The sequence below is a fragment of the Shimazuella sp. NTD250 genome, from assembly GCF_059510375.1.
In genome coordinates this window covers 108,625-135,550 of sequence record NZ_JCAJZS010000001.1, presented here as the reverse complement: position 1 = coordinate 135,550, position 26,926 = coordinate 108,625, and the positions used below count along the sequence as shown (strand labels likewise).

The following is a 26,926-nucleotide window of genomic DNA, read 5'->3' as shown; positions in this document are numbered from 1 at the left end:
TTTTATATTTGTTTCTTTAGTCAGAGCAGTATATAATACCTGTAATAATACAACTGTAGAATGTGAAAGGTTGTAGATTTATGTCAGGTAAACTAAGAGTAGCATTATTTATGAGGGCAAGTACAAATAAACAAACAAGCCAAGGAAAGATGAAACTAGCTTCTCGATCTGGCAAAGTATCTGCTAGACCTGCATCAGATGAAAATGATCTTCCGCTTCAAAAGAAGAAATGCATGGAGTACATAGAGAATCAACCGGATTGGGAATTTACGGAGTTAGAGTATGTAGAAGCAGGTGTATCTGGATTTCATACACATACTAGTAAACGGACAGGCCTGAATCGTGCTTTTGAGGACGCGAAAAAAGGTCTATTTGACATATTGTTAGTATATAAACTCGACCGAATTGGCCGCCGGTCAACAGAGAGTTTAAATCATGCCATACGTTTTTTAAGGCATTGCCGGATTTGGGTAGTAGATAAAAATAGAGAGTTTACCAACAATGGAGATGCGGATGAAATTTTGAACTTCATTGAGTTTTGGTCTGCCAAAAAGTCTTCGATGGATACCAAAGTTCGTGTAACAGATATGATGAAACTCATTCATAAAGAAGGTTTTTGGACTGGTGGGAATCCTCCATACGGGTATCGCAATCATCATGAGTTGTCCAATATGTTGGACATTGACCCAAAAGAGGCGGAAGTAGTAAAAGAAATCTATCGGTTGTATGTATCAGAAGGTCTAGGAATGCTGCGAATTGCTAGTATTTTAAATGAGAGAGATTTACAGACAAGGACAGGTCGCCAGTGGCGATCCGAAAGTATTCGAAAAATATTACGTAACACGGTTTATAAAGGTTATTTGTCTTATGGGAAAACAAAGACAGTAGAAGGAGAGTTTGGGTCGTATCAAAAGTATACCAAACAAGGGGAAGAACTCGTATCAGAGAAGTTTTGGCCGGAATATGAAATCATTTCAGCAGAGATTTGGGGAAAAGCACAAAAGATGAAAAAAGCGAGAGTGACCAATAATCAGTTTGGCGGGGTTGCTCCTCAGCGAAAAGGAACAGGAAAAGGGTTATTAGTAGGTGTTTTAACCTGTGAATGCGGCAGCAATATGACATATGGAAGTCAGCGGGATTGGTTGGATTCCAAAAGAACAAAAAAAGGCGAACTATATGGTATCTATCGTTGTCTAAGGAGACTCAAGTCAGGCGTTCATGCCTGTGGGTCAAAAAAAGGAACGCATAAAACGGAAAAACTCGATAGACTGGTCATGGATAAAATAAAGGAATACACCAAAGAATTGATCACATCGAATGTATTAAGCGAGATTCAACAAAAGACGTTACATGCTTCCAAAGAAATCGAAGCAAAACTGTTGCAAGCAAAACAGGATCGAGAACAATGGCAGCGAGCAAAAGAAAATGCCAATAATCACTTGCTCAAGATTTTAATGGGAGAAGACTCTTCTTTCTCTGAAGCTCAACTAAAAGAGTTGTATGAGCGATCTGTACGGGAATTGCAAAAAGCAGAAAGACTATATGAAGAGATGAAAGCATTAAAAGACAGCAATGGTCTTTCGGAAGTAGATGTCTTAAAACTACAAGATGTATTGGAAGACTGGGGAAACTTATTTGAGGTTGCAACTATCGAAGAAAAACGAGAAATGATTAAAAGTATTGTGAGAGAGGTAAAAGTCGCAGGAGAAGACATCACAATTGAACTTCATTTTGATGTTCCAAAGTTTTTTGAGGCAGTAAGCTGTGCTAGAGAAACTGCGGCAACTCTTGAAAAAAGGGATGGAGCACTTTTGTCTTTAGAATTGCAATATAGTAACAGTAGGAGTTCCAACCGTAGTTGATGCAGTGACGATTGCATTTGATACGGTGAACTACTTATTGGCTTACTTGAGTAGAGAAATGTCAGGAGTAAAAGGAAATCCGCTTGATCCTTTGAATCGCCCAGAACTAAAAGAATTAGAGCGGCAAGAAGTACCACTTGAGACCAAAACAAAGATGCTGGGATTAGTTGGCGGGTTAGAAGATGATGAGAAGAGACAGCTTATTCATGAGATATTATCGCCATTGGGTCAAAACTTAATGGTAACGCCAAAAGAAGTAGATGATTTTATTAATGATATGGCGAAAGTGATTGCGACGGGATTAAACTGTGCCTTACATGAAGCAGTGACGATGGATAATGTTGTAACCCATATGCATTAATAATGGTAGTAAAAATCCGTTGAATCTCTGGACGGATTTTTTATATTGGGGCAGGGCTTCCTGCGAACCGAAGTTCCTAGGAAGCCCCACGATCCCCTACCTCTAGAGGTTCTGGTTTTGCATGTCCAGCCTCTACTGTCGGTAGTACCGAATCAGCTTTGAGAAGTGAGGGACAAGCAGGTACTGAAGGTCGCTCCACATTCCAGGCGCATTCCCTCCAGCATGCAGACGGATGACTTCACCTCGAAGCTTCACTCCGAGATAGGCGAAACAGAGGATGTTCTGTGTCTCGTCATGCTTGAGGGGAAAGACTTCTCCAGTGAGTGCCATCCGCTTGAGCTGCTCCTGACCCCAGTGGGGACGCTCGCCGAGTTGAATCCCTTGAGGAAGGAGCTCAGGAGCAATGCGGAGAAGCATACGCAGTTCGATGATGTGATCCCGATTCTTGTGTGACCTCCTCATCTCTTGCATCATCTGCTTCAGCCTTCGGCGAAGCCTGATGTTTTCATCCAGAAGCTCCTGGAAGGAAGGATGCGTTGAGCTGGTTGTTACCAGAACAGTCATCTGGTTTGACCTTTCTGTATATAGGGGATTTAGTTGGCTAAAGTAATTATAAAGGAAATTACCTGTAAGATAAATAGAAATTTACAGATTAATTTCGAAATCACTTATCATTTGTTGAATGAGTTATTACCATTTGGGAGGAAAATTGAATTGCAAGTGTGACTATCTCTTTTTGACTGATGCAGTAGATGCTATTACTAGTAGTGTCTTTTGTGTAGATATTGGTTTTTTGAGAAGAATAAATATTAAAACGTGAAGGGATACCGATAGTGGTATCCCTTCTTTATATATGAATATTAGAATTGTCGGCGGGCGGATTAGCGGGAACTTGTCCTACTAACCCACCCGTATGCCTACGCCGAGATTCGGTTGTTCACCAGCTCGCGGTACTCTCTGACCTTGACCGCTTCCCCTTCCGGGAGGATCATGAGCCACAGGTCGAGCATGTCTCCCCAGAATCTGAGGGTTTCACCCCCCAAGTCCTTCTCCATCGCCTCCTCGAAGTACTGGTGAAGGAGCTCATCGCACTTGCTGGTACGAGAGCCCGTTATTTCGTACATCGGCCAGAGGGAGAGATACGCTTCCAGATCGAAAGCGTCATTCCACCTGTGAAGCGCCGAGACATGATCGGCAGTTCTCGCCTCAGGTCTCACCCCATATTCGACCAACTCACTCTCGAAGTTGGCTTGCAGAGCACAGATGTCGAAGCTGGGAAGTTGATTCGGCTCCTTGGTTTGAAGCTCAGTCTCCAGAAGCGACATGAGTTCGAGCTCGAAGGTGTTGGGATCATTGTATTTCCGGATGAACCAGAAACAGTCCCGCATCTCTTGGCGGCTGATCTCAGCGCGGCGGAGCAGGATCATCAGGTTTTGCCTCGCAAACCCGTGGTACCTGTTGAGCCCGATCCTGTCGGCGAAGGCGTGCTGCCTACCATTCTTCCTTGCAGGCATGGGATGCCCTTCTGATCAGTTGACTAATAGAAGTATATTTATTTTATCAACAAAATCATATGACGACAATTATTCTCTAGAATAAATAAACTTAATCAATAGCCCATTATTCATTCGTCTAACTTTATAAAAGCCAAATTGTTGCTATTATTCTTCTCTTCTATTTTTTCGTTCTACTCTCTCAAACTCTCTCATAGGTATTGATAGAAAAGAAAGTGCACGGATGGGGGAGTTAGGATGAGGCGGACGCATTTTCGCATGGAGACATATAACCTATCAGATCCTAGATATCGGCGAATGTTCGTTATTTTTATGATGAGTGCAGCAAACCTTTTCTTGGTCTTGGGTGTCTTTTTTGTTTTTCAAACCGAGTCGAATCATAACTCACAATTGGGTAAAGTTACTTCCAATATTACTTCTAGGACACTACTTCAAGTCATGAGTGATAACATTCCTTATTTGCAGGAAATGATTCACCGTCCGGGAAGCGAACAGATGGTATCACGCCTCTTTTTTGAAGTGATGACTAGTTTTGATCCACAAGATCCTCGTACTTTTTTGAGCAATGAAATTCCTTTGTTTGCTCTATTTGATACCGATATTGATACAGCGAGTAAAGATGTAACCTTTTCGGATGTTCCTATTGAGTCATCGCCGCCTGCAAATCTCGAAGAACAAGTGATGAATCAGATCAAGAAACAAGAACAGTCAGAACAGAAACCGCCATCTACTACGGTAACAAGTCCAAAAGTAAAAAGGGTGTTTATCTATCACTCGCATTTCTCGGAGTCCTATATTCCGGAGCTGGATCAATCCAATGGTATGAAAGCCAATGATGCCAACAAAAACATCACCTTGGTGGGCAAGCATCTCGCAGAAGATTTGGCGAAGATGGGGATAGGTTCTGTAGCATCACATCTCCCATATCCATATCGAGGGGCTTATAATGCATCACGCAAGACAGTAGTTCAAGCATTAAAGGAGTACGATCACTTAACGTATTTGATTGACATCCATCGAGACTCTCAGCGACGTAAAAAGACCACCATTACGATTAAAGGAAAAACGTATGCTAGACTTGCTTTTGTTGTGGGGGGAGCAAGTAAGCACTATACAGACAATCTAAAATTGGCTCGTTCCTTGTACAAAGATATCAATAAGATTGCTCCTGGATTAGTCAGAGGTGTCTTTATCAAGCCGAGGACAATGGGGACAAATGGGGAGTATAACCAGTCCTTATCTAAAGGGAGTTTTCTTGTGGAAATAGGCGGAATTGATAATAATTTCCAAGAAGTGTATCGATCGACAGATATATTGGCAAAAGTGTTAAGAGAACGAATTTCAGATGCAATTCCGGTTCAAAAATAGAAAGGATGAAGCAAATGCGATATTCTATCCAGATTATGAGCCTTGCCCTTGTATTGTTGATCGGGGTATTTGTCGGGATTGATTCAGCAGAAAAAAATATTCAAAAAATGCAAGGTATCGAAGGCGCACCAAGAGCAGTGCAGTTGAGTAGTAAAGGCGATAAATTGGAGTTAAATGTACTCGGACAAGTAGTAAAATCCAATAAAATCAACGCTGTTCAAGTACAAAAAGTTCAAAAGACAATCACCCAGAGTGAAAATGTCCTATCTAATATTGGAAATGCAATTGGTTCCAATATGCGCTATTATTCCAGAATGATGCTGAGTACTGTTTTCGCATGGGCTAAATAAATAATTTAATAACGAAGAGTTAAAATTTTATTAAAAAGTCGACTAAAAAAAGTCGACTTTTTTTTTATTTCGAGTTCCTAATGTATATACAGATAACAGTAGATCATTTATTATAAAAATAAGTAGCACCTTTTTTACTTCTACAAAGAGAGATGGGGGAGGTTTGATGAAAGCTGCTAAGTGGGTCAGTATTCTCACTGCGTTAGCTTTGGTCTTAACTGTTTTGGCTGGCTTCGGATCAGCTAATACTTCTTACGCTGCTGGTGGTCCTGATGATTACAAAATTGAAATCAACAAGACAACCAATTACCTTTATTTGTACAACAAATACGGTAAGGTAATTAAGACATACCGAGTAGCAACTGGGAAAACCAAAGCGTTAACACCTGAGGGAACATTTGAAATTATCATTAAAATTAACCAACCCGGTTGGAAAGGTATTCCTGGAGGAGATCCCAAAAATCCACTAGGTCCAAGATGGCTTGGTTTACAAGTTCGTGGTGACAATGGTCGGACATATGGCATTCATGGGACTAACCAACCATCTTCCATCGGAACGCATGCATCACACGGTTGTGTACGAATGAATAACAACCAAATTATTGAACTTTACAACACAGTAGGAACGGGTACATTGGTATGGATTCATACTGGTAAGAGCGATGGTATCTGGCATGGAAAACATCGTACTTCCAACCCAAGTCCTGCTGGTAAACTGACGGTTTCCGTTAGTGCTGCAAATATCCGTGCTGCTGCTTCTCTTAACGCAAAAGTATTACAAGTAGTACCTCGTGGAACAGTCCTCAACAAAGTTGGAGTAGTTGGAGACTTCTACAAAATCAAGCTAAAAAGCGGTGCATATGCTTATGTGCACAAATCAGTAGTAAAATAGGACTTAAGAAAAACGCCCACAGCAATGTGGCGTTTTTTTATGTTTGTTGCAGGACAAACAATATCTAATACCATTGCTTGCTCTCCTTACAGCCTGCTATAATGATACAATGCAGTCTGCTAATGGGCTAGCAGGGAGGATTAGAACGGATGAATAAACAATCGCAAATACGTAATTTTTCCATTATCGCACACATTGACCACGGAAAATCAACGTTAGCTGATCGAATCCTTGATTTTACAGGGGCACTCACTGAGCGAGAGAAACAAGATCAGTTTTTAGATAAGATGGATTTAGAGAGAGAACGCGGCATTACCATTAAGTTACAGTCAGTACGTCTCCCTTATCGGGCAAAAGATGGGCAGGAGTACATATTGAATCTAATCGATACACCTGGCCATGTTGATTTTTCATATGAAGTATCACGGAGTTTGCAAGCTTGTGAAGGTGCTTTACTCGTTGTAGATGCAGCACAAGGTGTCGAGGCGCAAACATTAGCGAATGTATACCTTGCATTGGAAAATGATCTAGAAATCATTCCAGTCATCAACAAGATTGATTTGCCAAGTGCAGATCCAGAGCGCGTAAAGGAAGAAGTAGAAGAAGTTATTGGTTTGGATGCTAGTGATGCTGTCCTTGCTTCAGCAAAAGCGGGTATCGGAATTGAAGATATCTTGGAGCAAATTGTTGCAAAAGTACCAGCACCTACTGGAGACGCTGAAGCTCCTCTACAAGCGCTCATCTTTGATTCTTTTTATGATGCCTACAAAGGTGTAATCGTTTATATGCGGGTTGTTCAAGGAACGATACGCAAAGGCATGAAGATCAAAATGATGGCGACAAGCAAAATTTTTGAAGTACTGGAAGTAGGAGCTTACAATCCACATCCTGTCTCCATGAATGAATTATCTGTTGGGGAAGTTGGTTTTGTGGTAGCAAGTATTAAAAATGTAAAGGATACTCGTGTTGGAGATACGATAACAGATGCTACAAATCCAGCAGCTGAACCACTTCCGGGCTATCGTAAAACAAATCCGATGGTATTTTGTGGATTGTATCCAGTGGATTCTTCCCAATACGAAGACCTGCGAGAAGCATTGGAAAAATTGGAATTAAATGATGCATCTTTGGCCTATGAACCAGAAACCTCTAATGCGCTTGGATTTGGATTTCGATGTGGTTTTTTGGGCTTGCTTCACATGGAGATCATCCAAGAAAGAATCGAACGAGAGTTTCAAATATCCCTCATCACCACAGCGCCAAGTGTTGTTTACCAAGTCCACATGACGGATGGTACTTCTTTTCAAATAGAAAATCCAACATTGATGCCTCCTGTTCAAAAGATTGATCATGTGGAAGAACCATATGTGCGAGCGGGCATTATGGTGCCCAATGATTATGTTGGTACCGTTATGGAACTCTGCCAAAACAAACGTGGTCAATACATCGACATGAAGTATTTGGATACCAATCGTGTGAATTTGCAGTATGATTTACCGCTTTCTGAGATTGTCTATGATTTCTTTGACCTCTTAAAATCAAGTACCAAAGGTTATGCATCTTTTGACTATGAGTTAATCGGTAATAAGACTTCAGATCTGGTGAAGATGGATGTTTTATTAAACGGAGAAGTAGTAGATGCCCTTTCCTTTATCGTCCACCGCAATCGTGCCCAGCATCGTGGCCGTTTGTTGGTAGAAAAGTTGAAAAAACTGATCCCTAGACAAATGTTTGAAATACCAATCCAAGCAGCAATCGGAAACAAAGTAGTAGCACGAGAGAACATTAGCGCCATCCGCAAAAATGTACTGGCTAAGTGTTATGGTGGGGATATAAGCCGTAAGCGCAAACTGTTGGAAAAGCAAAAAGAAGGTAAAAAGCGGATGAAAGCTGTCGGTAGCGTAGAGGTTCCGCAGGAAGCATTTATGGCTGTTCTTAAGATGGAGGAGAAGTAAGTGTTTTCCCCTAAAGCGGTTTATATTCACATCCCATTTTGCGCTACGAAATGTCATTATTGTGATTTTACCGCTTATGTTGTAGATGGACAGCCAGTGGATGATTATATCGATGCTTTGGAAAAAGAAATCGAGATGACGGTGAAAGATGTTCCCCCTGGCATGTTAGAAAGTATATTTATCGGTGGAGGTACTCCAACCGTCCTGACTCCTGTTCAGATGGAAAAGTTACTTCGTATGATCCGTTGTTACTTTCCAAACTGGTCCCCTACTATCGAATATACAATGGAAGCAAATCCAGGAACGACCTCCAGCGAGTTACTTTCGGTTATGCGAGCAGGCGGAGTGAACCGTTTAAGTTTTGGTGCACAAACTTTTGAGCCGCATTTGTTAAAGGACATTGGAAGATCACATGGAGTAAGCGAAATTGCGACAAGTGTAAAAGATGCTAGGTATGCAGGTTTTACGAATATTTCACTTGATTTAATGTTTGGTTTACCAAATCAAACAGTAGAACAAGTGAGGGATACATTGGAACGTGCAGTAGCATTATCTCCTGATCATTTCTCTTGTTATAGTTTAAAAGTAGAAGAAGGAACACTATTTTATCATTTAGAAGAGCGCGGACAGCTACCGTTGCCGACAGAAGATGCAGAGTATGCGATGTATCAATTAATTCGTGATTATTTGCTTTCACAAGGATATATTCAATATGAAGTTAGTAATTTTTCCAAACTAGGAAAAGCCAGCAAACATAATTCCACCTACTGGAGAAATGAAGCCTATTATGGGTTTGGTGCTGGTGCTCATGGTTATGTAAATCATATTCGGCATGCAAATGTAAAAGGCATTTCGGAATATATCGGGCGTATAGCCAATGGAGAACGCCCAATTTTACAACAGGATAAAATAGACATCCAAGAACAGATGGAAAATTACTTTATTCTTGGTCTAAGACTATTAGCAGGAGTTAGTTTGAAGCAATTCGAACAACAATATGGATTACCTGCTGATAAAGTTTTTAAGGAAGCAATTGAAATATTAGTAAAAAAACAGTTTCTTACCATAGAAGATGATATTCTCCGACTTACCGAGCAAGGTTTGTTATTTGGGAATGATGTTTTTGCCCAATTTCTCTACTGATATCATTGACACGGAATCAGTGGTTTGATAACTTTAAGAGTAGATTTTAGCACTCGGAATAAACGAGTGCTAATAGAGAAAACTTGCCGTGTGTCTTGCCTTACAAGGCGCTGACAGAGGCATAGATAAGATTTATGCCATCTTATCTACCAAGTTAGGAGGGAGGCAGATGTTAACTGAGCGGCAAAAAAAGATTCTCTGGGCAATCGTTGATGAATACATCCTATCAGCAGAACCTGTTGGTTCACGTACTGTGTCAAAAAAAGAAGGGGTTGGATTTAGCCCTGCTACTGTGCGAAATGAAATGGCTGATTTAGAAGAGATGGGTTTTTTGGAGCAACCGCATACATCTGCCGGACGTATTCCTTCAGAAAAGGGATATCGTTCTTATGTTGATCATTTGCTGCATTCTCAAGTACAAAGAGACGAGAACCGACGAGCTGTATGGATGCTAGATCCTCTAAATGTACTGGAGATGGAGATGCAAAGCGTTTCAGCCAGACTCTCGCAGCTTACGAATTATATGGCAATGATTGTAAGGCCTAAGTTAGTAGATGGGCACTTGAAACATTTATCTATTGTGCCGATTAGTGACAATCTTGCAGTTTCTGTCATCGTCAGTGACAAAGGGCAAGTGGAGCAACATCAAATCTTCATACCTGAGGCTATTTCTTTATCCATGATCGAGGAACTGGTCAATCTGCTCAATTACCGGGTAATTGGTCTGCCACTTTCAAAATTGAATAAACTGGCTTTTAGCCAAATTTATGATGATCTGCATCACTTACTGTATCCTGCACAACTCATCCCTACTATGCTTGAGCAACTATTTGAGTTTGAACATCCCGAACAGATTTTTTTAAGCGGGACAACAAGGATGTTAGAACAACCTGAGTTTCGCGATGTCAATAAAGTTCGTGGGTTGCTTGATTTGGTGGAAGCGAATGAACAAGTTCTACAACTCTTGGAGCCTTTAGAGCCACTGATACCTGGAATACAAGTTCGAATTGGGAGTGAAATCTCACTTGATGGTGTTCAAGGATGTAGTGTGATAACTGCATCTTTTAAAGTAGATGAGGACCCTGTTGGAACAATAGGTGTGTTAGGTCCCACAAGAATGGACTATGGTAAAGTAATATCCCTTATTGAAGGTTTTACTAAGTTAATCTCCGCGCAGTGAAGGAAGCTTACGAAAACGTGAGATGTAAAGCGCAGCCAAAATACTATATGCATCAAGAAACAATAAAGGATGTATCCTCGGTCCCCATGAAAGAAAGGAAGAGAAGGTTCAATGGCGGAAAGTGAATTTTTTGATGTAGATAGAGTAGATCCACGCTTATCTGCTCTCCAGTCGAATGCAAATGCTGTAAAAGCTGTCGCATCTGCAGTGGAGACTACTCTTGGACCTAAAGGTTTAGATACCATGCTTGTTGGGGAACGAGGAGAAGTAATTGTTACCAATGATGGAGTGACAATACTAGATCGTATGCAAGTAGAACATCCTGCTGCTCATATGATTGTTAATGTGGCACGTGCTCAACAAGATGAAATGGGTGATGGGACAACAACAGCGACTTTACTTGCAGCAGCCCTTGTAAGTGAAGGTGTAAAACAGGTAACATTAGGTGTTCCGGTTGTAAAGGTTATTGCTGGCATCAACCGGGGTGTTCGCTTTGCTCTAAAAAAAATGAAAGATCGTGCTCGTCAGATCCAACACCTTGATGACGAGTGGCTACAGAGAATTGCTTTTACAGCGAGTCGAGAAAACGAAGATATTACAGTATCTGTAATAGAAGCTGCTCATCTAATCGGGCATGAGAAATTAGTAGATAAAAATTTCCGATTATCTAGTTCTGTAGTTGCTCATCCTCGTGCAGAAAGCGCTGTGTTTACGGGTGTTTTTCTTAATCGTTCTCGATTAAATCCACAAATGCCTCGGGCAAAAGTAGATGCGAGAATTTTATTGTTGGCTGACTCTCTTTATGCTGATACAGTAGATGATGAAGCACTCCGAACAGAGTCTGGATTTAAAAAACATGAACGTTTTCGTGAACAATTTTTAAAAGCTATTGAAAATATGGTTCATTTGAATGTAGGAATAGTTTTAACCACAGGAAACATTGACCCATTAGCAGAAGATATACTTACGGACTCTGGTGTAATGGTTGTCTCCGACCTCACACAAGAAGAAGTTTATCGTGTATCTGAACATACACTATCAAAACCGATCAAACGCAGTACTTTATTTAAACCAGTCGAAGAACTAGAATCAGTATTAGGGTATGCTTCCATTATCGAGGACGATGGAATTTTAGAGCGTGTTTTAATCAGTGGGGGACGAGGAAAAGCGTATGCCACCATTTTGGTAAGTGCTTCTACTGATGAGGTAGTAGAAGAACGGGAGCGGATATGCAAAGATGCAGCTTCCGCAGTGCAGGCTGCTGTAAAAGGTGGTTTTGTACCTGGTGGTGGTGCACTGGAACTTTCTATTGCTCGTGATGTAGAGCGCTTTCGAGATAGTATTCAAGGTATGGAAAGATTTGGGGTAGCTGTGGTAGCTGGGGCATTGGAGCGACCTATGACACAAGTCGTCGCAAATGCTGGATTTAACCCTCTAGAGAAGATTGAGATGGTGAAAGCTTACCAAGTAAAACGTGATTCCGATTCTTTGGGAATTGATTGTGATCGTGGTACTATCTCAGATATGATTGAAATGGGTGTTGTTGATCCTCTACTGGTGAAATATCATGCATTAAAAGCAGCAGGAGAAGTTGCTACTGCTGTACTTAGAATTCATACCGTTGTGAAGATGAGAAGCGGTGAATAAGGAGGGATTAGTATGGAAGAAAAGCAAAAAGTAGGAGATGCAGAGGAAAACGTATTACATGTTGACGAAAATACCTCTAAGCCTTCCCGAGATGAGAATGATTCACTGCAAAATGAATTTGCATTGTTGAAAGAGAAAAGTGCACAATTAGAAAGTGAGTTAGCTGAGTCAAAGAATCAATTATCAAGGGCTGTTGCTGATCTAGAGAATACTCGTCGTCGAGCACAGAAACAAAAAGAGGATGCGGTAAAGTATGCTTCTGTTCCTCTTGTAGAGTCTTTGCTGCCAGTCCTAGACAATTTTGAAAGAGCGCTAGATACGGCAGAAATAAAAGCTGAGGACAGAGGTTTACTCGAAGGAGTAGAGATGGTTTATCGTCAGTTGCTTCAGGCTTTGTCTGATGCAGGTCTAAGTATGGTGGAGGCAGTTGGTGTTCCATTTGATCCGCATGTACATAATGCTGTTTTGCAAGTAGAATCAAGTGAGCATGAGTCTGGAATTGTGATAGAGGAGTTACAATCTGGTTATCGCTTCCGGGATCGGGTAATTCGCCCAACAATGGTGAAAGTGAGTACATAAGGGTAATCTTTCTACATAATTTCAGGAAGTTTTTATATGGACAAATTTCTTCTCTAAATTAAGATAAATTATTCTGTCAACTAAGCTATTATATACATAGCATTAATTTTTAGGAGGGTGTAAGCAGTGGGTAAGATTATCGGTATTGATTTAGGAACTACAAACTCTTGTGTGGCATTCATGGAAGGTTCAGAAGCAGCAGTAATACCTAATGCTGAAGGAGGTAGAACAACTCCTTCAATCGTTGGATTTTCTAAACAAAACGAAAGATTGGTTGGAGAAGCTGCAAAACGTCAAGCTATTACGAATCCAGAAAATACAGTGATGTCAGTAAAAAGACATATTGGAACAGACTATAGAGTGAAAGTTGAAGAAAAAGAGTACACTCCTCAAGAAATTTCTGCAATGATTCTCCAAAAATTAAAACAAGATGCAGAGAGCTATTTAGGAGAACCTGTAACTCAGGCTGTCATCACTGTTCCTGCTTATTTTAACGATAGCCAACGCCAAGCTACAAAAGATGCAGGTAAAATTGCTGGTCTTGAAGTTATGCGTATTATCAATGAACCAACTGCAGCTGCATTAGCTTATGGTTTAGAAAAGACGGGGGAAGAAAAGATTTTAGTTTTCGACCTCGGTGGTGGTACCTTTGACGTTTCAATTTTGGAACTAGAAGATAATTTCTTCCAAGTTATTTCTACAAGTGGAGATAACCATCTGGGTGGAGATGACTTCGACCAAGTCATCATTGATTATTTGGTTCAAGAATTTAAACGGGAAAACGGTATCGACTTATCTCAAGATAAAATGGCACTTCAACGCCTCAAAGATGCTGCTGAAAAAGCAAAAAAAGATTTGTCTGGTGTATTGAATACCACCATTTCTCTTCCTTTCTTGACCATGGATCAATTTGGACCAAAACACCTAGAAATAACACTAACACGCGCGAAATTTGAAGAATTGAGTGCAAAACTCATTGAGCGCACTATGATACCTACACGTCAAGCCTTGAGTGATGCAGGATTATCACCTAGTGATATTAGCAAAGTAGTATTAGTGGGTGGTTCTACCCGTATCCCAGCTGTACAAGAAGCGATCAAACGCCTCACTGGAAAAGAACCTACAAAAGGGGTTAACCCAGATGAAGTAGTAGCAATGGGTGCAGCTATTCAAGGTGGAGTTATTACTGGTGATGTGAAAGACGTAGTATTGGTTGACGTTACACCTCTGTCTCTCGGTATTGAAACAATGGGCGGTGTGTTTACCAAAATTATTGAGCGTAATACTGCCATTCCAACAGATGGAACACAGATTTTTTCTACTGCTGCTGATAATCAAACTGCTGTAGATATCCATGTTCTTCAAGGAGAACGGCCAATGGCAAACGACAATAAAACGCTCGGTCGTTTCCAATTACATGACATTCCACCGGCACCTCGTGGTATTCCACAAATTGAAGTAACATTTAATATTGACGTAAATGGTATCGTTAATGTTGCAGCAAAAGATAAAGCAACTAATAAGAGTCAGGCTATTACCATCCAATCTTCCAGTGGATTAAGCGATATTGACATTGAGAAGATGATTCGCGATGCAGAAGAAAATGCTGAGGAAGATAAACGTAAAAAGGAATCTGTCGAACTGAGAAATAAAGCTGAACAACTTGTATTCACCACTGAAAAAACAGTGAAAGAATTAGAAGATAAAGTAGATGCAGGTGAAGTAGAAGCAGCAAATGCAGCAAAAGAAAAAGTCCAAAAAGCTTTACAAGAAACTGACGAAGAAGCTTTGAAAACAGCAACAGAAGAACTGGAACAAAAAGTCCAACAACTTTCTGTCAAGTTGTATGAAAAAATGCAGCAAGAAGCAGCTGCTCAAGAAAATCCAGAAGCGAAAAAGAACGACAGCAATGTAGTAGATGCCGAATTTGAAGATGTCAAAGAAGAAAATTAATGCACACAATCCTCATGGCCATAGTCGAAGGATGCCCGACTCTGGCCTCCTCCATATATTTTTAATTTTTAGGGAGAAGGAGGTGATCTTGTGAGCAAACGTGATTACTACGAAGTGTTGGATGTTTCTCGAACATCTACTGAAGAAGAAATCCGCAAAGCTTATCGAAGGCTTGCTCGCAAATATCATCCTGATGTAAACAAAGAAGCCGATGCCGAAGCCAAATTTAAAGAAGTAAAAGAAGCTTATGAGGTATTAGGCGATCCACAAAAGAAAGCTCAATATGATCAGTTTGGTCATGCAGACCCAAGTGGTATGGGTGGCGGAGCTGGTTTTAATGGCCAAGACTTTGGTTTTGGTGATATTTTTGATATGTTCTTTGGTGGCGGTAGACGTGCTAACCCAAATGCACCAAGACAGGGAACTGATTTAGAAGCTAGAATGCATATTGAATTCAAAGATGCTATTTTTGGTGCTCAAAAAGATATCATCATGGTGAAAGCGGCAGAATGCGATATTTGTCATGGTTCTGGAGCGAAGGCAGGAAGCAAACCAGAAGTATGTTCGACTTGCCAAGGAAAAGGGCATGTAGAATCCATTCAAAATACTCCTTTTGGACGTATTGTAAACCGCCATGATTGCGCGCAATGCCGTGGGAAAGGGAAAGTAATTCGCGACAAATGTGTGAATTGTGCCGGTACTGGACAGACCAAGAAGAAATTTAAGATTCCTGTTACCATTCCTGCAGGCATCTATGACGGGGAACAAATTCGTATCACAGGGGAAGGGAATCCTGGAGTTAATGGCGGGCCGCCTGGGGACTTATATGTTACTGTTTTTGTTAGAAAGCATGACTTTTTTGCAAGAGATGGCTATGATTTAACCTGCCAGATTCCTTTGAGTTTTGTGCAAGCTGCCCTTGGAGATGAGATTGTTGTACCAACTTTAGATGGTAGGGCTAAGTTGAAAGTTCCAGCTGGAACACAGACAGGAACAGAATTCCGTCTAAGAGGTAAAGGAGTACCGCGTGCACGTGGATACGAAGGTGATCTTCGCGTACAAGTAAAGCTAGTCACTCCTATGAAATTAACAGAAGAACAAAAGCAACTGCTTCGCGATTTTAATCGACTTTCTGGAGAATATATACATGAGCAGAGCGATAATTTCTTTACGAAAATGAAAAAAGCATTTAAAGGAGAGTAACGGGCGATTAGATGCCCGTTTTCTTTTTACTTCATTTTCTAGGATGTTTTTAGGAGGATGTTCCGATGAAATGGTTAGAATTAGCGATATATACAGAAGAAGAGTCAGTTGAAGCATTGACAGAAAGATTACAGGATAATGGAGCTGGGGGAGTCTCCATTGAAGAATCGGCAACCATCGATCGAACACAACCGGGAGAATATGGTGAGATCATCGCTTTAAATCCTACGGATTACCCTGATTCAGGGGTAATTGTTAAGTCTTATTTTGCAGAAGTAAAGAATACAGATCAGCTGGTTTCTCAAATGGAGGAATGTTTACTTGAATTAAAAGAATATGGTTTACATGTTGGAGAGGGGAAAATTGAAACAAAGTGGGTGGATGATGAAGATTGGGCAAATGCGTGGAAAACTTACTACAAACCGACACGTGTGTCTGATCGATTGGTTATTGTGCCGGTGTGGGAGGAATACAAAACCCAATCAGGTGAACTACCCATTTATTTAGACCCAGGTATGGCATTTGGAACAGGAACACATCCAACTACGAGATTGACATTGCAATTGATGGAAAAATATCTTCATCCTGGCAATAAAGTTATCGATGTAGGATGTGGAAGTGGGATTCTCAGCATTGCAGCTGAACAATTGGGCGCGGGTAGAGTTTTAGCCCTAGATTTAGATCCTGTTGCAGTGAAAAATGCACAAGAAAATTGTGCCCAAAATGATACCAAACGGATAGTAGTGAAGGCAGGTAATCTACTGCAAGGTGTAGGAACGACAGCGCAACTAATCGTTGCCAATATACTAGCTGAAATCTTACATAAAATGATGTATGATCTACCAAGAGTCCTAGAACCTGGAGGGGTTTTTATTGGTTCAGGAATTATAGAGAGCAAACAAGAGGACATCGTGAAAGGTTTGCAGTCTGTTGGGTTAACAGTACTAGAAATCATTACCGAAGAAGACTGGGTAGCTGTAGCAGCGAAAAAATGGTAAGCTGGTGAGGGTTTTTTCATGCAAAGATACTTTATTACTCCTGATCAATTGTTCGGGGAAGTAATTCATATAACAGGTGATGATGTTCATCACATTCGTACCGTGATGCGAAGTCAGGTTGGAGATACATTTATTTGCTGTATGATGGGAATGGATTATTTGGTGAAAATTGAGTCGATCAGCCCATCAGCAGTTACTTGCCATGTTATAGAAGGCTCGCAATCTGAAGGGGAACCTAACGTTCAAGTAACCCTTGCACAAGGACTGCCAAAAGGTGAAAAATTTGAATGGATTTTGCAAAAAGCTACAGAACTAGGAGCAAATGCATTTCTGCCTTTTTCCTCTACTCGAACCATTGTAAAATTAGAAGGGAACAAAGCACCGAAAAAACGAGATCGCTGGATTAAGATTGTGAAAGAGGCAGCAGAGCAATCTCATCGCGGGATTATTCCATCTGTTGAGCTTCCATTGAATTGGAAGGCACTTTTGTCGGAGATTTCAAATTATGATGTAGCAATTATCGCCTATGAAAAGGGTGGATTAGCACTTCAAACAGTACCTTTTATACAAGAGAGTAAATCCATTTTGATGATAATTGGACCAGAAGGCGGATTTTCGGAGCAAGAGATTGGGGAAGCAGTTGAACATGGCGCAAAACCGATCACGTTAGGAAATCGTATCTTACGTACGGAGACAGCAGCGATTAGTTTGTTGGCCTGTCTCATGTTTATGTTTAACGAATTAGGGGGTGACTGAAAATGAGCAAAATCGCATTTCATACATTGGGATGTAAAGTAAATGCATATGAAACAGAAGCAATGTGGCAACTGTTTCAAAAAGCGGGATACGAAAGAGTAGAGTTTGATACCAAAGCAGATGTTTACCTGATCAATACATGTACGGTTACCAATACAGGTGATAAAAAAAGTCGTCAAGTGATTCGTAGAGCGATTAGGAAAAATCCAGATGCTGTTATTGCCGTTACTGGATGTTACGCACAAACGTCTCCAAGCGAAGTCGCTGCAATTCCTGGTGTAGATATTGTGGTAGGGACACAAGGAAGAGATAAACTCATCGAATATGTGGAGCAATATCGCACAGAGCGGCAGCCTATCAATGCTGTTGGCAATATCATGAAACAGCGCGAATACGAAGAATTCGATGTTCCTGCATTTGCAGATCGCACTCGGGCATCACTAAAAATCCAAGAAGGTTGTAACAACTTCTGTACCTTCTGCATTATTCCGTGGGCAAAAGGACTTTCCCGTAGTCGCAAGCCGGAAAATGTATTGGCTCAAGCGCGCCAATTAGTTGCTGCTGGTTATAAAGAAATTGTGCTCACAGGAATTCACACAGGTGGTTATGGGGATGATTTGGAAAACTATCAACTAGCTGATCTTTTGATTGACCTTGATAAAATCCCAGATTTGCACCGGATTCGAATCAGCTCTATAGAAGCAAGCCAAGTAGATGGCCGTCTGATTGATGTATTAAATTCATCGGATAAAATGTGCCGTCACCTTCATATCCCTCTCCAAGCTGGTGACAATGAAGTATTAAAAAGAATGCGTCGCAAATATACCGTCGAAGAATATCGGGAAACCATCTTAAAATTGCATGATGCCCTCCCTGGTGTAGCGATCACCACTGATATGATCGTGGGATTTCCAGGAGAAACCGAAGAACAATTTTTAAATGGTTATCGCTTTGTAGAAGAGTTAGGGATGTATCAAATGCATGTATTCCCATATTCCAAACGTACGGGAACCCCTGCTGCTAGGATGCTTGATCAAGTAGCCGATGAGGTGAAAACCGAACGCGTCAGCCGACTGATTGCTTTATCGAATAAACTAACTACCACATATGCCAGCAAGTATGTTGGGGAAGTATTAGAAGTGATCCCGGAAAGAGCCTACAAAGAAGAACCGGGTAGGGGTTTGTATACTGGTTATACGGATAATTATCTTCCTGTGGCTTTCCCTGCAACGGAGGACATGATTGGGAAAGTATGTCGGGTGAAAATCGATGAAGTAGGAGCAGAAATGAATAAGGGCTCTTTTGTTAGGGTGTTGGATGAGAAACAATTGTGTTCTTAAAACTAAGACAGCTTTATGTAACACGTAACCCCACTAGAATTTCTTTTAGTGGGGTTACGTATCTATAAAGCATCCATTATTTTCGGACGGTGGTGTGACACTTATAATCAATGATAAAAAAGTAATCATTGAATTACATAAAAGTGAGCTTGATGAAGGGTGTCTAAAAATCGCCGAATGGGCTTTTCAACGTTATGATAAAGCATTTAAAGCATTACGGGATAAATGATACTTGCATTACAATAAAATAGGAGGGTTTAATTTGCGTAAAGAAATATCAGCAGGTGGAGTCGTGTTTCGGAAAGTAGGGGAAGCAATTCAACTCTTACTTATCCAAGATCGTTTTGGCAAGATAACTTTACCTAAAGGACATCAAGAAGCAGGGGAGACGATCGAACAAACAGCTGTTCGCGAGATTGAAGAGGAGACAGGAGTTGTCGGTAAAATTGTCGCGAAAATAGACACTATCTCCTATACTTTTATGCATTCTGAGCATGGGGAAGTAGAAAAAGAAGTGACCTATTATGTAGTTCAAACGGATGAAGATAGTATTAGCCCTCAACTAGAAGAAATAAACGAAGTGGCTTGGTATTCGATTGAAGAAGCAAGAGAACTTCATCAAGTAAATGGTTATGAAAACAATCATTCTATATTGGAAAAAGCAATCCAGTATTTAATGGGAATGTATAAAAATGATTAACAAATCACATCAGGTAGCATCAACCTGATGATCGATAATAGAACTTTTACACATTTATCCGATATTGCTTGTCCATTTTATCTCTTCGTTATTCCATTTGCCAAAAAATTCTTTTTCATTGAGTATTGCTTCATAAATCGGTAACAGAAAAATTTTTATTTGTTTCATAACTTGTTCGAACGAGATAGATATTTTGGTGGTTCTTTTTAAAAACGCTGCCCATTGTTTTTGTTTATCATCAGAAATGACAAATTCTTCGGAAAATATGTCCGGCTTACGTTCATATAAAGTACCTCTCCTTTGAAAGGTTTCAAAAATGGCTTCATATACTATTCTACCATCAAAGGGAAATTGTTTTGTTAGTAGATAGATATCATAGAAATCTTTCATTCGACTGTTCAACTTAGCGAGTTTAATCATCGTTTCAAATTTTTCAGCAATAACTGATTCTTAGGAGTATACAAACATTTGGGCATAATCCATATCCAATAAAGTAGGGTATTGCATAAGTTTAGGTTTTGGTACAATTACGTCACCAAATCCGATATCAATCTGTAGTTTTTTTATCGCTTGGCCTAGACGACACTCAATTAAGACACGTACACCTTCATAGTCGGCTCCTTCTTTAATGCGTATTGTTTTAATGGTGTCTGTTACATATAAAATACCATCATCTTCTTCAGTTTGACATATCTCTCTGAATATTTCCCCAATCTCTTCAAGTTGTGAAGCAAGTAACTTTGCCAAAAAGTCTACATCTTTTGTTGTTCTGTGTGGGTCATTAAAAATTACACACAACAGAAGCCCGCCTTTTAAAACAAAGTTTTTCTTAAAACGGGAACAAGATAAGCGATAGAGTAAACGTTCAAGCATATACATTGTTAAAATTTCATCAAATGACCTACCTTGCTGTTTGGCCAAGTTTAACAATCTAGCTCTGATTGAACTAGACATGTCTTTGATCATATAAGTACCTCCAAGTAAGTTTTTACCATTTTGTAGATTCTTAATTTTTTAGCATATTCTATAAGTCTTTGCAAGTTTTTTTCAGGATTGATTATATATCTTTCTATCATCTCTTTGACGATATCCATACCAATCTTGTTCCGATAAATGATAGTATCGCATACTGTTTTTTCCAAATCGTATATTTTTATGGTGCAATTACCGATCATCGTCTCCATGATACCTGTTTCAAATCGATATTTTGATAAATGGAATATTTTTATTGGAGGATAACTTGGTATGATTGGTTTACGCATGGTGCGTGGAATAGCTACTGTATGTTCTTTCGGGATGTAAGTGGTTAGTTCATGATAACTAAGGGCTGAAAAGAGGAAAAGTACACTTTCTGGTATTATTCCCATAACGTCAGCGATTTCATTATACTCTTGTTCGATCTGTGTCCATTTATAAAGCCCGCGTTTTATTCTTTCCAATCGTCCATCTTTAAGCAATGTATGAATATCATAAGTATTAAATCCTTGACTTTTTAAGCTTTTTGCTGAAATAAAAGGTTCCTTAATTTCTAATATTTGTTCTACTATCTTTTCTTTATCATTTCTCAAATTAATTCCCTCTTTACACGTATGCACTTAATTTTAACTGCATACGTTTTGTTAGTATAATAGCAAGATTATTCCAATATATCAAGTAATCATTCAGTGATTCTCTCTAATCTTTAGTTTCCCATCTAGCTAGGCACCATCCACTCCACCAACTTAGCAAATCCAGCACATACAGGAAGCACTAACAATGAGCAGACGATGTTGTAGATCGTTTGGGTATGTGCGACTTGAATCGAAGGATTGCTCGAAAATTGAGAGACTACATCTAGGAGAAGAGGGATGAGTGGGAGGAATAAGAGTGCTCCACTAACATTTAGTACAAGATGTGCAATCGCAACTCTTTTGGCGGATGGTTTGGTTTGGAGTGCTGCGATCAAACCAGTCGCACATGTACCCACATTGCTTCCGATTACGACAGCAATAGCAAAAGGCAGCGTAATGACGGAAGAGGCATAAAAACCCATTGTGATGGCTACCATAGCACTACTGCTGTGGATGAGTGCAGTGATCACCATACCTGTAAGAAATCCCATCAAAATGGGATAATCAGTACTTGACATCAGCCAATCGATATATCCAGCTTGCTCTAAAGGAGTGGCAACACCTTGCATGTATTTTACTCCGGCAAAAATAAGCCCAAGTCCAAACCATATTGATCCCGTGCGCTGTTTCATTACAATCAAAATAAGTCCAATAACGACTAAAGGCCAGGAAAAATCATCTAATTTTAATGCCAATAATTGTGTAGTAATCGTGGTTCCGATGTTGGTGCCAAGGATGATGCCTAATGATTGAGCAAAAGTTAGCAGTCCTGTATCAACTAAACCAATAGTGAAGACTGTCACTGCTGTACTGCTTTGCAGTAATGCGGTTAAGATTGTTCCGCATACCATCCCCCGCCAAGGTGTTTTGGTAAAGCGTAACAATATGTTTTGGAGATGTTTTTCTGCTAGGCTTTCAAGACCATTTCGCATCATTTTCATTCCATATAAAAAGATAATAAGTCCCCCACAAAAGGGTAGTAAAATAGCTGCCATAATCCTTCCTCCTCCTTACATCATATGGGGAAGAGGACATGCACATGCTAGATAATAAAAAAGCGATTCCTTGTTAGGAATCACTAGAAAAGAGGAGTTATTTCTTTTTGGGCTGCCTGTTTAAAAAAGGGGGGGCATCTATCTCACCAAGCTCAGGATAAAATGTATCTTGCCATTCTGGGTGTTCAGATGGTGCTTGTTGTTTGGAGCGAGTATTTTTTTGGTCACCTGCTGGTGTTGGTTCTCCTAGATAAAACCAAGGGTCTTCTTGAAATTCATCGATAAAAGGTCCGTTAGGTTGATTCCACTTTTTTTCTACTTCCTCTGTCACCAATTGTTTGACTAATCTCCGTAACGCAGCTTCACTAACTGTATATTTTTTCGCCAAAATGAACTCTCCCCTTTGTTAAAATCGTGTTATAGTGTATGCTGATAAGATGCAAAGGTGAATAGTGGAGGTTACAATGGACTGTATTTTTTGTAAAATTATATCGGGAGAAATTCCATCAAAAAAAGTATATGAAGATGAAGATTTATATGCCTTTTATGATATTCAGCCTGCTGCACCTACTCATGTCTTACTCATTCCAAAAAAGCATATACCTTCCATGATGGATGTAAAAGAAGAAGATAAACAACTGATGGGTAACTTAATACTCGGTATCCAAAAAGTAGCTGGACAGTTGGGTATGGATAATGAGGGTTTCCGTGTTGTCAACAACATAGGAGTGTTTGGGCAACAAACGGTGCCTCATATTCATTTTCATCTGGTAGGTGGACGTCAACTGACTTGGCCTCCAGGTTAAGAAGCTTTGACATCGCCTCATTTGATGATTTATAATGGAGAATGACCTTTTGTGTTCAAAATTTTACAAGGTTATTGCAGGTGTCGTGGATGCTGACCTCCTTTATATTGGATCAGGCCGCTATCTGCTTACTCTAGTGGCTTTTGTTTGCCCTTGGAGGGAGGGAGAAGCATGGTTGAAACACGTGTGAGAAAAAATGAATCACTCGATACTGCTTTACGTCGTTTCAAACGTTCCATCTCAAAAGATGGGGTTTTATCGGAGGCTAGAAAGCGCGAGCGTTATGACAAACCCAGTGTGAAACGGAAAAAGAAAGCGGAAGCAGCAGCACGCAATAAAAAGCGTAGATAAGAGGTGTCCGATCTGTGAGCTTAATCCAGCAGTTGGATCAAGATATGAAAGCTGCGATGAAACAAAAAGACAAAGAAACATTGTCTACCATTCGCATGGTTCGTGCCTCCATTAAAAAGGTGGAGATCGATAATCGAAGCGGACTAAGTGAAGATCAAGTATTAGAGGTACTTGTACGCGAGATCAAGCAACGCAAGGACTCTCTGCAAGAATATGAAAAAGCAGGTCGTGAAGATCTTGCTTCAAAGGAAAAACGTGAGATTGAAATTTTGTCTGCGTATCTTCCTGCGCAATTAACCGAAGAAGAACTTCTTGAAATTGTGAAAAAGGCAATTGCTGATACAGGTGCTTCTTCGAAAAAAGAAATGGGCAAGGTGATGAGTGTTGTTGTGCCGCTTACAAAAGGGCGTGCGGACGGCAAGAAAGTAAATCAGTTGGTCCAGCAGTTACTCGGATGACAGCGTGTTTTTTGCGCTGTCTTTTTTTCAACATCAAGAGAGGGGATAGAAGATATGACCCTTGGAACCACTCTGCTTGCAGCTTCGACTAGCTGGGATATCGTTACACATCCTGCTATCATGGCTATTCTTCTAACGATTGGTTTAGCGGGCATTTTTGTAGAATTACTAGCTCCTGGACATATTATTCCCGGTGTAATCGGCATTGGAGCTTTTGTGCTGTACTTTTATGGGCAATTTGCAGCAGGGATAGCTGAATTGAGTGCACCTATTATATTCGTAGTTGGATTAATATTACTCATAATTGAGATGCTTGTACCTGGAGGTATTTTCGGAACATTGGGTACTATCGCTCTCTTTTATTCTGTAGTAACAGCTGCAAAAAGTGTGGCCGTAGGACTCAGTGCTTTGGCTATTGGAATCGTTGCTACTGTCTTGTTCATTTGGATTCTTTACAAATTTTTTGGGTTTCGTACTACATGGCGCAAAATTATTCTTTCGAGTCAGCAAAATAATGAAGAAGGTTATACTTCTTCCAAAAATCGTAAATATTTGATTGGGAAAAAAGGTGTGGCACTGTCCGCACTGAGGCCAGCTGGATGGGCCATGATCGAAGGTCAAAAAGAAGATGTGGTAAGTGAGGGAGAGCTTATCCCAAAAGATGCGGTGATTATTGTCACAAATGTAGAAGGAACTCGAGTAGTTGTAAAAATAGTGGATGAAGAGATAGAATAATTAGGTTATTATTAGGGATATATCCATATCATATCATGTTAGGAGAATTTTAGTGGATGATACTAGTTTGTTAGGTCCTATTGTTATTGTTGTTTTAGCGATTATTGTTTTGTCTATCTTGTTCTCATTTGTTCCGGTAATGCTTTGGATTAGTGCAATGGCATCAGGAGTTTATGTCGGTTTGACCACACTGATCGGTATGCGTCTTCGCCGAATTACTCCTGCTCGAATTGTCAATCCATTAATTAAAGCACATAAAGCTGGTCTTGGTGTAAACATTCAGCAGTTAGAAACACACTTTTTAGCTGGTGGTAATGTTGACAGAGTAGTAGATGCTCTTATAGCTGCACACCGTGCTGATATCGATTTGGTATTTGAACGTGCAGCGGCGATTGATCTGGCAGGACGTGATGTATTACAAGCAGTCCAAATGAGCGTAAATCCTCGTGTCATTGAAACTCCAGTCGTTTCAGCTGTAGCCAAAGATGGGATTGAATTAAAAGTTATTGCTCGTGTAACCGTAAGAGCAAACATTGAACGTCTTGTTGGTGGTGCTGGAGAAGAAACGATTATTGCACGTGTAGGAGAAGGAATCGTTACCACAATTGGTTCTTCCGCTAGTCACAAAGCGGTACTTGAAAATCCAGACAGTATCTCCAACACGGTTCTTTCCAAAGGTCTCGATGCTGGAACCGCTTTCGAAATCCTCTCGATTGATATTGCAGATATTGATATTGGTAAAAATATTGGTGCAGAACTGCAAACAGATCAAGCAGAAGCAGATAAAAGGATTGCTCAAGCAAAAGCAGAAGAACGCCGTGCAATGGCTGTAGCCCAAGAACAAGAAATGCGTGCACATGTAGTAGAGATGCGTGCCAAAGTTGTAGAATCAGAAGCAGAGGTGCCAAAAGCACTTGCAGAAGCATTGCGCTCTGGGAAGATGGGAGTGCTTGACTACTACCAACTTCAAAACATAGATGCGGATACCAAAATGCGTCGTACCATAGGGGATACGGGCGAAGATGATACAGAGTAATCTCTTAACGAAATCCCATATCAGTCTCTTGCTTATGGGGAAGGAACGGGAGGGATGATATGATTGCCATCTTAGAATTAATCAAAACGCTCATCCCTTTTGGCATCGCTTTTCTAATATTGTGGGGTATTGGTCGTCTATGTTGCACTTCTAGTGCGAAACAACCAGCAGGGGATCAGTTGAAACATAAGCAGAAAAAATCGAAGCAGATGAACAAGAAACCAAGTACAGATCCAAATCAAGGCTCTGCTCAAAAAGAGAGTATGATAGATAACAAATCTGACTTTTTCTCCTCCAAAAAATCCATGATCCCGTCAGATAGGCAGCATGATGAATTAAATACTGTTTTGCCATTACCAATAGCGAAACAAAAGAAACTAAAACCATTGCAAAAAGCGTTTTTGCTTAAAGAGGTTTTAGATTCACCAAAAGCAATCAAACCATATAAACGAAAATATCCTAGGTAAAATTCAGATCCTCTTTATGAGGGTCTTTTTTGTAATGTATTATTTTTATCAGCTATCCTATTATTCAGAAGTGTGCTAATCTAATTATAACTTTAGGTGACTTCTGCATGGATAGCGGATGTTGTCCCTAAAATCAGTGTTAAGGTCAAATTCTTAGGAGCTTTCGTGAAGAGCATCTATCGCGTCGCTGGTTTTGTTTTCGTCCTCGCGGTTCTCACGGAATGGAAGGAGAACCTTCCCTACATCCTTTCCGCCGTAGTAGGCTTTGCATGCATCATCGTAGCGACCTTCCGAGCAATGCGCTGGATTGTGAGGGGAATGCTGTTCACTTTCGGTGCTCTCATGGTCTTGGGTGTGTTCTTCGGGATGGTATTCATCGTCATTGGAATGGTTTATGGTTTCGCCATGACTATTCGGGCGTTGCTTCGCTGTGCTCGTTGAGAATACACCAAGTGGATGTGAAAGTTTTGTTATTTGTGTCTTCACGTCTACAGTCTGGGTTGAGTCTCCTCGATCCAGATCCCGTAAATAAGTTATTTTTCATAGATTTTAAAAGTGGTTTTATTTATGTAATCCATCAATAAAAATATTGGTGGATTTTTTTATTATTTTAATGGTTGGCCAATTGGGTTATCAATGATGAAAAGTTTAGTAGAAACGGGTAAAA

30 protein-coding genes and 1 pseudogene are annotated in these 26,926 nt (G+C 40.3%); 25 read left to right on the top strand and 6 right to left on the bottom strand.

Annotated elements, in window-relative coordinates; translation table 11 throughout:
• Positions 1-80 precede the first annotated feature (80 nt).
• Positions 81-1,862 carry a recombinase family protein gene (locus tag AC5WOF_RS00730; protein ID WP_496048037.1) on the top strand — a complete coding sequence of 594 codons (1,782 nt, stop codon included), beginning with the start codon at positions 81-83 and terminating at the stop codon, positions 1,860-1,862.
• Between the two features lie 4 nt (positions 1,863-1,866).
• Positions 1,867-2,223 (top strand): GPR endopeptidase, encoded by a 357-nt coding sequence (locus AC5WOF_RS00725; protein WP_496048036.1) that lies wholly within the window; start codon positions 1,867-1,869, stop codon positions 2,221-2,223.
• Positions 2,224-2,299: 76 nt separating this feature from the next.
• Here the strand turns inward: AC5WOF_RS00725 and AC5WOF_RS00720 are convergent, their stop codons facing one another.
• Positions 2,300-2,422 (bottom strand): hypothetical protein, encoded by a 123-nt coding sequence (locus AC5WOF_RS00720; protein ID WP_496048035.1) that lies wholly within the window; start codon positions 2,420-2,422, stop codon positions 2,300-2,302.
• A 23-nt stretch (positions 2,423-2,445) separates the two neighbouring features.
• Here AC5WOF_RS00720 and AC5WOF_RS00715 point away from each other — a divergent pair, with 23 nt between their 5' ends.
• The gene (locus AC5WOF_RS00715; protein WP_496048034.1) at positions 2,446-2,676 is read left to right on the top strand and encodes a hypothetical protein; all 231 of its coding nucleotides are present in this window, start codon (positions 2,446-2,448) and stop codon (positions 2,674-2,676) included.
• Between the two features lie 464 nt (positions 2,677-3,140).
• Here AC5WOF_RS00715 and AC5WOF_RS00710 read toward each other — a convergent pair whose 3' ends face one another.
• The gene (locus AC5WOF_RS00710) at positions 3,141-3,737 is read right to left on the bottom strand and encodes a hypothetical protein (RefSeq protein WP_496048033.1); all 597 of its coding nucleotides are present in this window, start codon (positions 3,735-3,737) and stop codon (positions 3,141-3,143) included.
• Between the two features lie 237 nt (positions 3,738-3,974).
• On the opposite strand from AC5WOF_RS00710, the gene spoIIP reads away from it, so the two are divergent.
• The 15 genes from spoIIP to AC5WOF_RS00635 all read left to right on the top strand — a co-directional run bounded on the left by spoIIP (position 3,975) and on the right by AC5WOF_RS00635 (position 19,801).
• Positions 3,975-5,105 (top strand): stage II sporulation protein P, encoded by a 1,131-nt coding sequence (spoIIP, locus tag AC5WOF_RS00705; RefSeq protein WP_496048032.1) that lies wholly within the window; start codon positions 3,975-3,977, stop codon positions 5,103-5,105.
• A gap of 14 nt (positions 5,106-5,119) precedes the next feature.
• Complete coding sequence (locus AC5WOF_RS00700) at positions 5,120-5,455, top strand: DUF3679 domain-containing protein (RefSeq protein ID WP_496048031.1); 336 nt, start codon at positions 5,120-5,122, stop codon at positions 5,453-5,455.
• A 166-nt stretch (positions 5,456-5,621) separates the two neighbouring features.
• Positions 5,622-6,347: a L,D-transpeptidase family protein gene (locus AC5WOF_RS00695; protein WP_496048030.1), complete on the top strand. Its 726-nt coding sequence runs from the start codon at positions 5,622-5,624 to the stop codon at positions 6,345-6,347.
• Positions 6,348-6,496: 149 nt separating this feature from the next.
• Complete coding sequence (gene lepA, locus AC5WOF_RS00690) at positions 6,497-8,302, top strand: translation elongation factor 4 (RefSeq protein ID WP_496048029.1); 1,806 nt, start codon at positions 6,497-6,499, stop codon at positions 8,300-8,302.
• A complete protein-coding gene (gene hemW / locus AC5WOF_RS00685) occupies positions 8,303-9,445 on the top strand; it encodes a radical SAM family heme chaperone HemW (RefSeq protein WP_496048028.1) in 1,143 nt (380 codons plus the stop codon).
• Positions 9,446-9,614: 169 nt separating this feature from the next.
• Entirely contained in the window at positions 9,615-10,625 is a 1,011-nt protein-coding gene (gene hrcA / locus AC5WOF_RS00680) for a heat-inducible transcriptional repressor HrcA (protein ID WP_496048027.1), read from the top strand.
• Between the two features lie 111 nt (positions 10,626-10,736).
• Entirely contained in the window at positions 10,737-12,272 is a 1,536-nt protein-coding gene (locus tag AC5WOF_RS00675) for a TCP-1/cpn60 chaperonin family protein (RefSeq protein ID WP_496048026.1), read from the top strand.
• 12 nt (positions 12,273-12,284) lie between these two features.
• Complete coding sequence (gene grpE / locus AC5WOF_RS00670; RefSeq protein ID WP_496048025.1) at positions 12,285-12,851, top strand: nucleotide exchange factor GrpE; 567 nt, start codon at positions 12,285-12,287, stop codon at positions 12,849-12,851.
• 126 nt (positions 12,852-12,977) lie between these two features.
• Positions 12,978-14,804 (top strand): molecular chaperone DnaK, encoded by a 1,827-nt coding sequence (dnaK, locus tag AC5WOF_RS00665; RefSeq protein WP_496048024.1) that lies wholly within the window; start codon positions 12,978-12,980, stop codon positions 14,802-14,804.
• Between the two features lie 90 nt (positions 14,805-14,894).
• Positions 14,895-16,007 carry a molecular chaperone DnaJ gene (dnaJ, locus tag AC5WOF_RS00660; RefSeq protein WP_496048023.1) on the top strand — a complete coding sequence of 371 codons (1,113 nt, stop codon included), beginning with the start codon at positions 14,895-14,897 and terminating at the stop codon, positions 16,005-16,007.
• 65 nt (positions 16,008-16,072) lie between these two features.
• The gene (gene prmA / locus AC5WOF_RS00655; RefSeq protein ID WP_496048022.1) at positions 16,073-17,005 is read left to right on the top strand and encodes a 50S ribosomal protein L11 methyltransferase; all 933 of its coding nucleotides are present in this window, start codon (positions 16,073-16,075) and stop codon (positions 17,003-17,005) included.
• Between the two features lie 18 nt (positions 17,006-17,023).
• Positions 17,024-17,761 carry a 16S rRNA (uracil(1498)-N(3))-methyltransferase gene (locus AC5WOF_RS00650; RefSeq protein ID WP_496048021.1) on the top strand — a complete coding sequence of 246 codons (738 nt, stop codon included), beginning with the start codon at positions 17,024-17,026 and terminating at the stop codon, positions 17,759-17,761.
• A 2-nt stretch (positions 17,762-17,763) separates the two neighbouring features.
• The gene (mtaB, locus tag AC5WOF_RS00645; RefSeq protein ID WP_496048020.1) at positions 17,764-19,101 is read left to right on the top strand and encodes a tRNA (N(6)-L-threonylcarbamoyladenosine(37)-C(2))-methylthiotransferase MtaB; all 1,338 of its coding nucleotides are present in this window, start codon (positions 17,764-17,766) and stop codon (positions 19,099-19,101) included.
• A 94-nt stretch (positions 19,102-19,195) separates the two neighbouring features.
• Positions 19,196-19,330 carry a hypothetical protein gene (locus AC5WOF_RS00640; RefSeq protein ID WP_496048019.1) on the top strand — a complete coding sequence of 45 codons (135 nt, stop codon included), beginning with the start codon at positions 19,196-19,198 and terminating at the stop codon, positions 19,328-19,330.
• A gap of 33 nt (positions 19,331-19,363) precedes the next feature.
• Complete coding sequence (locus AC5WOF_RS00635) at positions 19,364-19,801, top strand: NUDIX hydrolase (RefSeq protein ID WP_496048018.1); 438 nt, start codon at positions 19,364-19,366, stop codon at positions 19,799-19,801.
• Positions 19,802-19,855: 54 nt separating this feature from the next.
• Here AC5WOF_RS00635 and AC5WOF_RS00630 read toward each other — a convergent pair.
• From AC5WOF_RS00630 to AC5WOF_RS00615, 4 genes and pseudogenes are all read right to left on the bottom strand, one after another.
• A pseudogene (locus AC5WOF_RS00630) lies at positions 19,856-20,674 on the bottom strand (nucleotidyl transferase AbiEii/AbiGii toxin family protein).
• An 89-nt stretch (positions 20,675-20,763) separates the two neighbouring features.
• On the bottom strand, positions 20,764-21,369 hold the full coding sequence (locus tag AC5WOF_RS00625; protein ID WP_496048017.1) for a type IV toxin-antitoxin system AbiEi family antitoxin domain-containing protein: 606 nt from the start codon (positions 21,367-21,369) through the stop codon (positions 20,764-20,766).
• Positions 21,370-21,494: 125 nt separating this feature from the next.
• The gene (locus AC5WOF_RS00620; protein ID WP_496048016.1) at positions 21,495-22,406 is read right to left on the bottom strand and encodes a Na/Pi cotransporter family protein; all 912 of its coding nucleotides are present in this window, start codon (positions 22,404-22,406) and stop codon (positions 21,495-21,497) included.
• A gap of 97 nt (positions 22,407-22,503) precedes the next feature.
• On the bottom strand, positions 22,504-22,794 hold the full coding sequence (locus tag AC5WOF_RS00615; RefSeq protein ID WP_496048015.1) for a hypothetical protein: 291 nt from the start codon (positions 22,792-22,794) through the stop codon (positions 22,504-22,506).
• Positions 22,795-22,870: 76 nt separating this feature from the next.
• On the opposite strand from AC5WOF_RS00615, the gene AC5WOF_RS00610 reads away from it, so the two are divergent.
• The 7 genes from AC5WOF_RS00610 to AC5WOF_RS00580 all read left to right on the top strand — a co-directional run bounded on the left by AC5WOF_RS00610 (position 22,871) and on the right by AC5WOF_RS00580 (position 26,700).
• Positions 22,871-23,212: a histidine triad nucleotide-binding protein gene (locus tag AC5WOF_RS00610; RefSeq protein ID WP_496048014.1), complete on the top strand. Its 342-nt coding sequence runs from the start codon at positions 22,871-22,873 to the stop codon at positions 23,210-23,212.
• 171 nt (positions 23,213-23,383) lie between these two features.
• Entirely contained in the window at positions 23,384-23,563 is a 180-nt protein-coding gene (gene rpsU, locus AC5WOF_RS00605) for a 30S ribosomal protein S21 (RefSeq protein WP_240873640.1), read from the top strand.
• Between the two features lie 14 nt (positions 23,564-23,577).
• Positions 23,578-24,021 (top strand): GatB/YqeY domain-containing protein, encoded by a 444-nt coding sequence (locus AC5WOF_RS00600; RefSeq protein WP_496048013.1) that lies wholly within the window; start codon positions 23,578-23,580, stop codon positions 24,019-24,021.
• A 54-nt stretch (positions 24,022-24,075) separates the two neighbouring features.
• A complete protein-coding gene (locus AC5WOF_RS00595) occupies positions 24,076-24,756 on the top strand; it encodes an NfeD family protein (RefSeq protein ID WP_496048012.1) in 681 nt (226 codons plus the stop codon).
• A gap of 52 nt (positions 24,757-24,808) precedes the next feature.
• Positions 24,809-25,792, top strand: a complete 984-nt coding sequence (floA, locus tag AC5WOF_RS00590; protein WP_496048011.1) for a flotillin-like protein FloA — start codon at positions 24,809-24,811, stop codon at positions 25,790-25,792.
• Positions 25,793-25,851: 59 nt separating this feature from the next.
• Positions 25,852-26,259, top strand: coding sequence for a hypothetical protein (locus AC5WOF_RS00585; RefSeq protein WP_496048010.1), 408 nt, complete (start codon positions 25,852-25,854; stop codon positions 26,257-26,259).
• 165 nt (positions 26,260-26,424) lie between these two features.
• Positions 26,425-26,700: a hypothetical protein gene (locus tag AC5WOF_RS00580; protein WP_496048009.1), complete on the top strand. Its 276-nt coding sequence runs from the start codon at positions 26,425-26,427 to the stop codon at positions 26,698-26,700.
• Positions 26,701-26,926 lie beyond the last annotated feature (226 nt).

Bases quoted from the DNA above. Each gene is read 5' to 3' on its own strand.
- AC5WOF_RS00710 (WP_496048033.1), bottom strand. From the start codon at position 3,737: ATGCCTGCAAGGAAGAATGGTAGGCAGCACGCCTTCGCCGACAGGATC.
- hrcA (WP_496048027.1), top strand. From the start codon at position 9,615: ATGTTAACTGAGCGGCAAAAAAAGATTCTCTGGGCAATCGTTGATGAA.
- lepA (WP_496048029.1), top strand. From the start codon at position 6,497: ATGAATAAACAATCGCAAATACGTAATTTTTCCATTATCGCACACATT.
- AC5WOF_RS00595 (WP_496048012.1), top strand. From the start codon at position 24,076: ATGACCCTTGGAACCACTCTGCTTGCAGCTTCGACTAGCTGGGATATC.
- prmA (WP_496048022.1), top strand. From the start codon at position 16,073: ATGAAATGGTTAGAATTAGCGATATATACAGAAGAAGAGTCAGTTGAA.
- AC5WOF_RS00700 (WP_496048031.1), top strand. From the start codon at position 5,120: ATGCGATATTCTATCCAGATTATGAGCCTTGCCCTTGTATTGTTGATC.
- grpE (WP_496048025.1), top strand. From the start codon at position 12,285: ATGGAAGAAAAGCAAAAAGTAGGAGATGCAGAGGAAAACGTATTACAT.
- AC5WOF_RS00715 (WP_496048034.1), top strand. From the start codon at position 2,446: ATGCAGACGGATGACTTCACCTCGAAGCTTCACTCCGAGATAGGCGAA.
- mtaB (WP_496048020.1), top strand. From the start codon at position 17,764: ATGAGCAAAATCGCATTTCATACATTGGGATGTAAAGTAAATGCATAT.
- AC5WOF_RS00610 (WP_496048014.1), top strand. From the start codon at position 22,871: ATGGACTGTATTTTTTGTAAAATTATATCGGGAGAAATTCCATCAAAA.
- AC5WOF_RS00675 (WP_496048026.1), top strand. From the start codon at position 10,737: ATGGCGGAAAGTGAATTTTTTGATGTAGATAGAGTAGATCCACGCTTA.
- AC5WOF_RS00695 (WP_496048030.1), top strand. From the start codon at position 5,622: ATGAAAGCTGCTAAGTGGGTCAGTATTCTCACTGCGTTAGCTTTGGTC.
- rpsU (WP_240873640.1), top strand. From the start codon at position 23,384: ATGGTTGAAACACGTGTGAGAAAAAATGAATCACTCGATACTGCTTTA.
- AC5WOF_RS00730 (WP_496048037.1), top strand. From the start codon at position 81: ATGTCAGGTAAACTAAGAGTAGCATTATTTATGAGGGCAAGTACAAAT.
- spoIIP (WP_496048032.1), top strand. From the start codon at position 3,975: ATGAGGCGGACGCATTTTCGCATGGAGACATATAACCTATCAGATCCT.
- AC5WOF_RS00585 (WP_496048010.1), top strand. From the start codon at position 25,852: ATGATTGCCATCTTAGAATTAATCAAAACGCTCATCCCTTTTGGCATC.
- AC5WOF_RS00620 (WP_496048016.1), bottom strand. From the start codon at position 22,406: ATGGCAGCTATTTTACTACCCTTTTGTGGGGGACTTATTATCTTTTTA.
- AC5WOF_RS00650 (WP_496048021.1), top strand. From the start codon at position 17,024: ATGCAAAGATACTTTATTACTCCTGATCAATTGTTCGGGGAAGTAATT.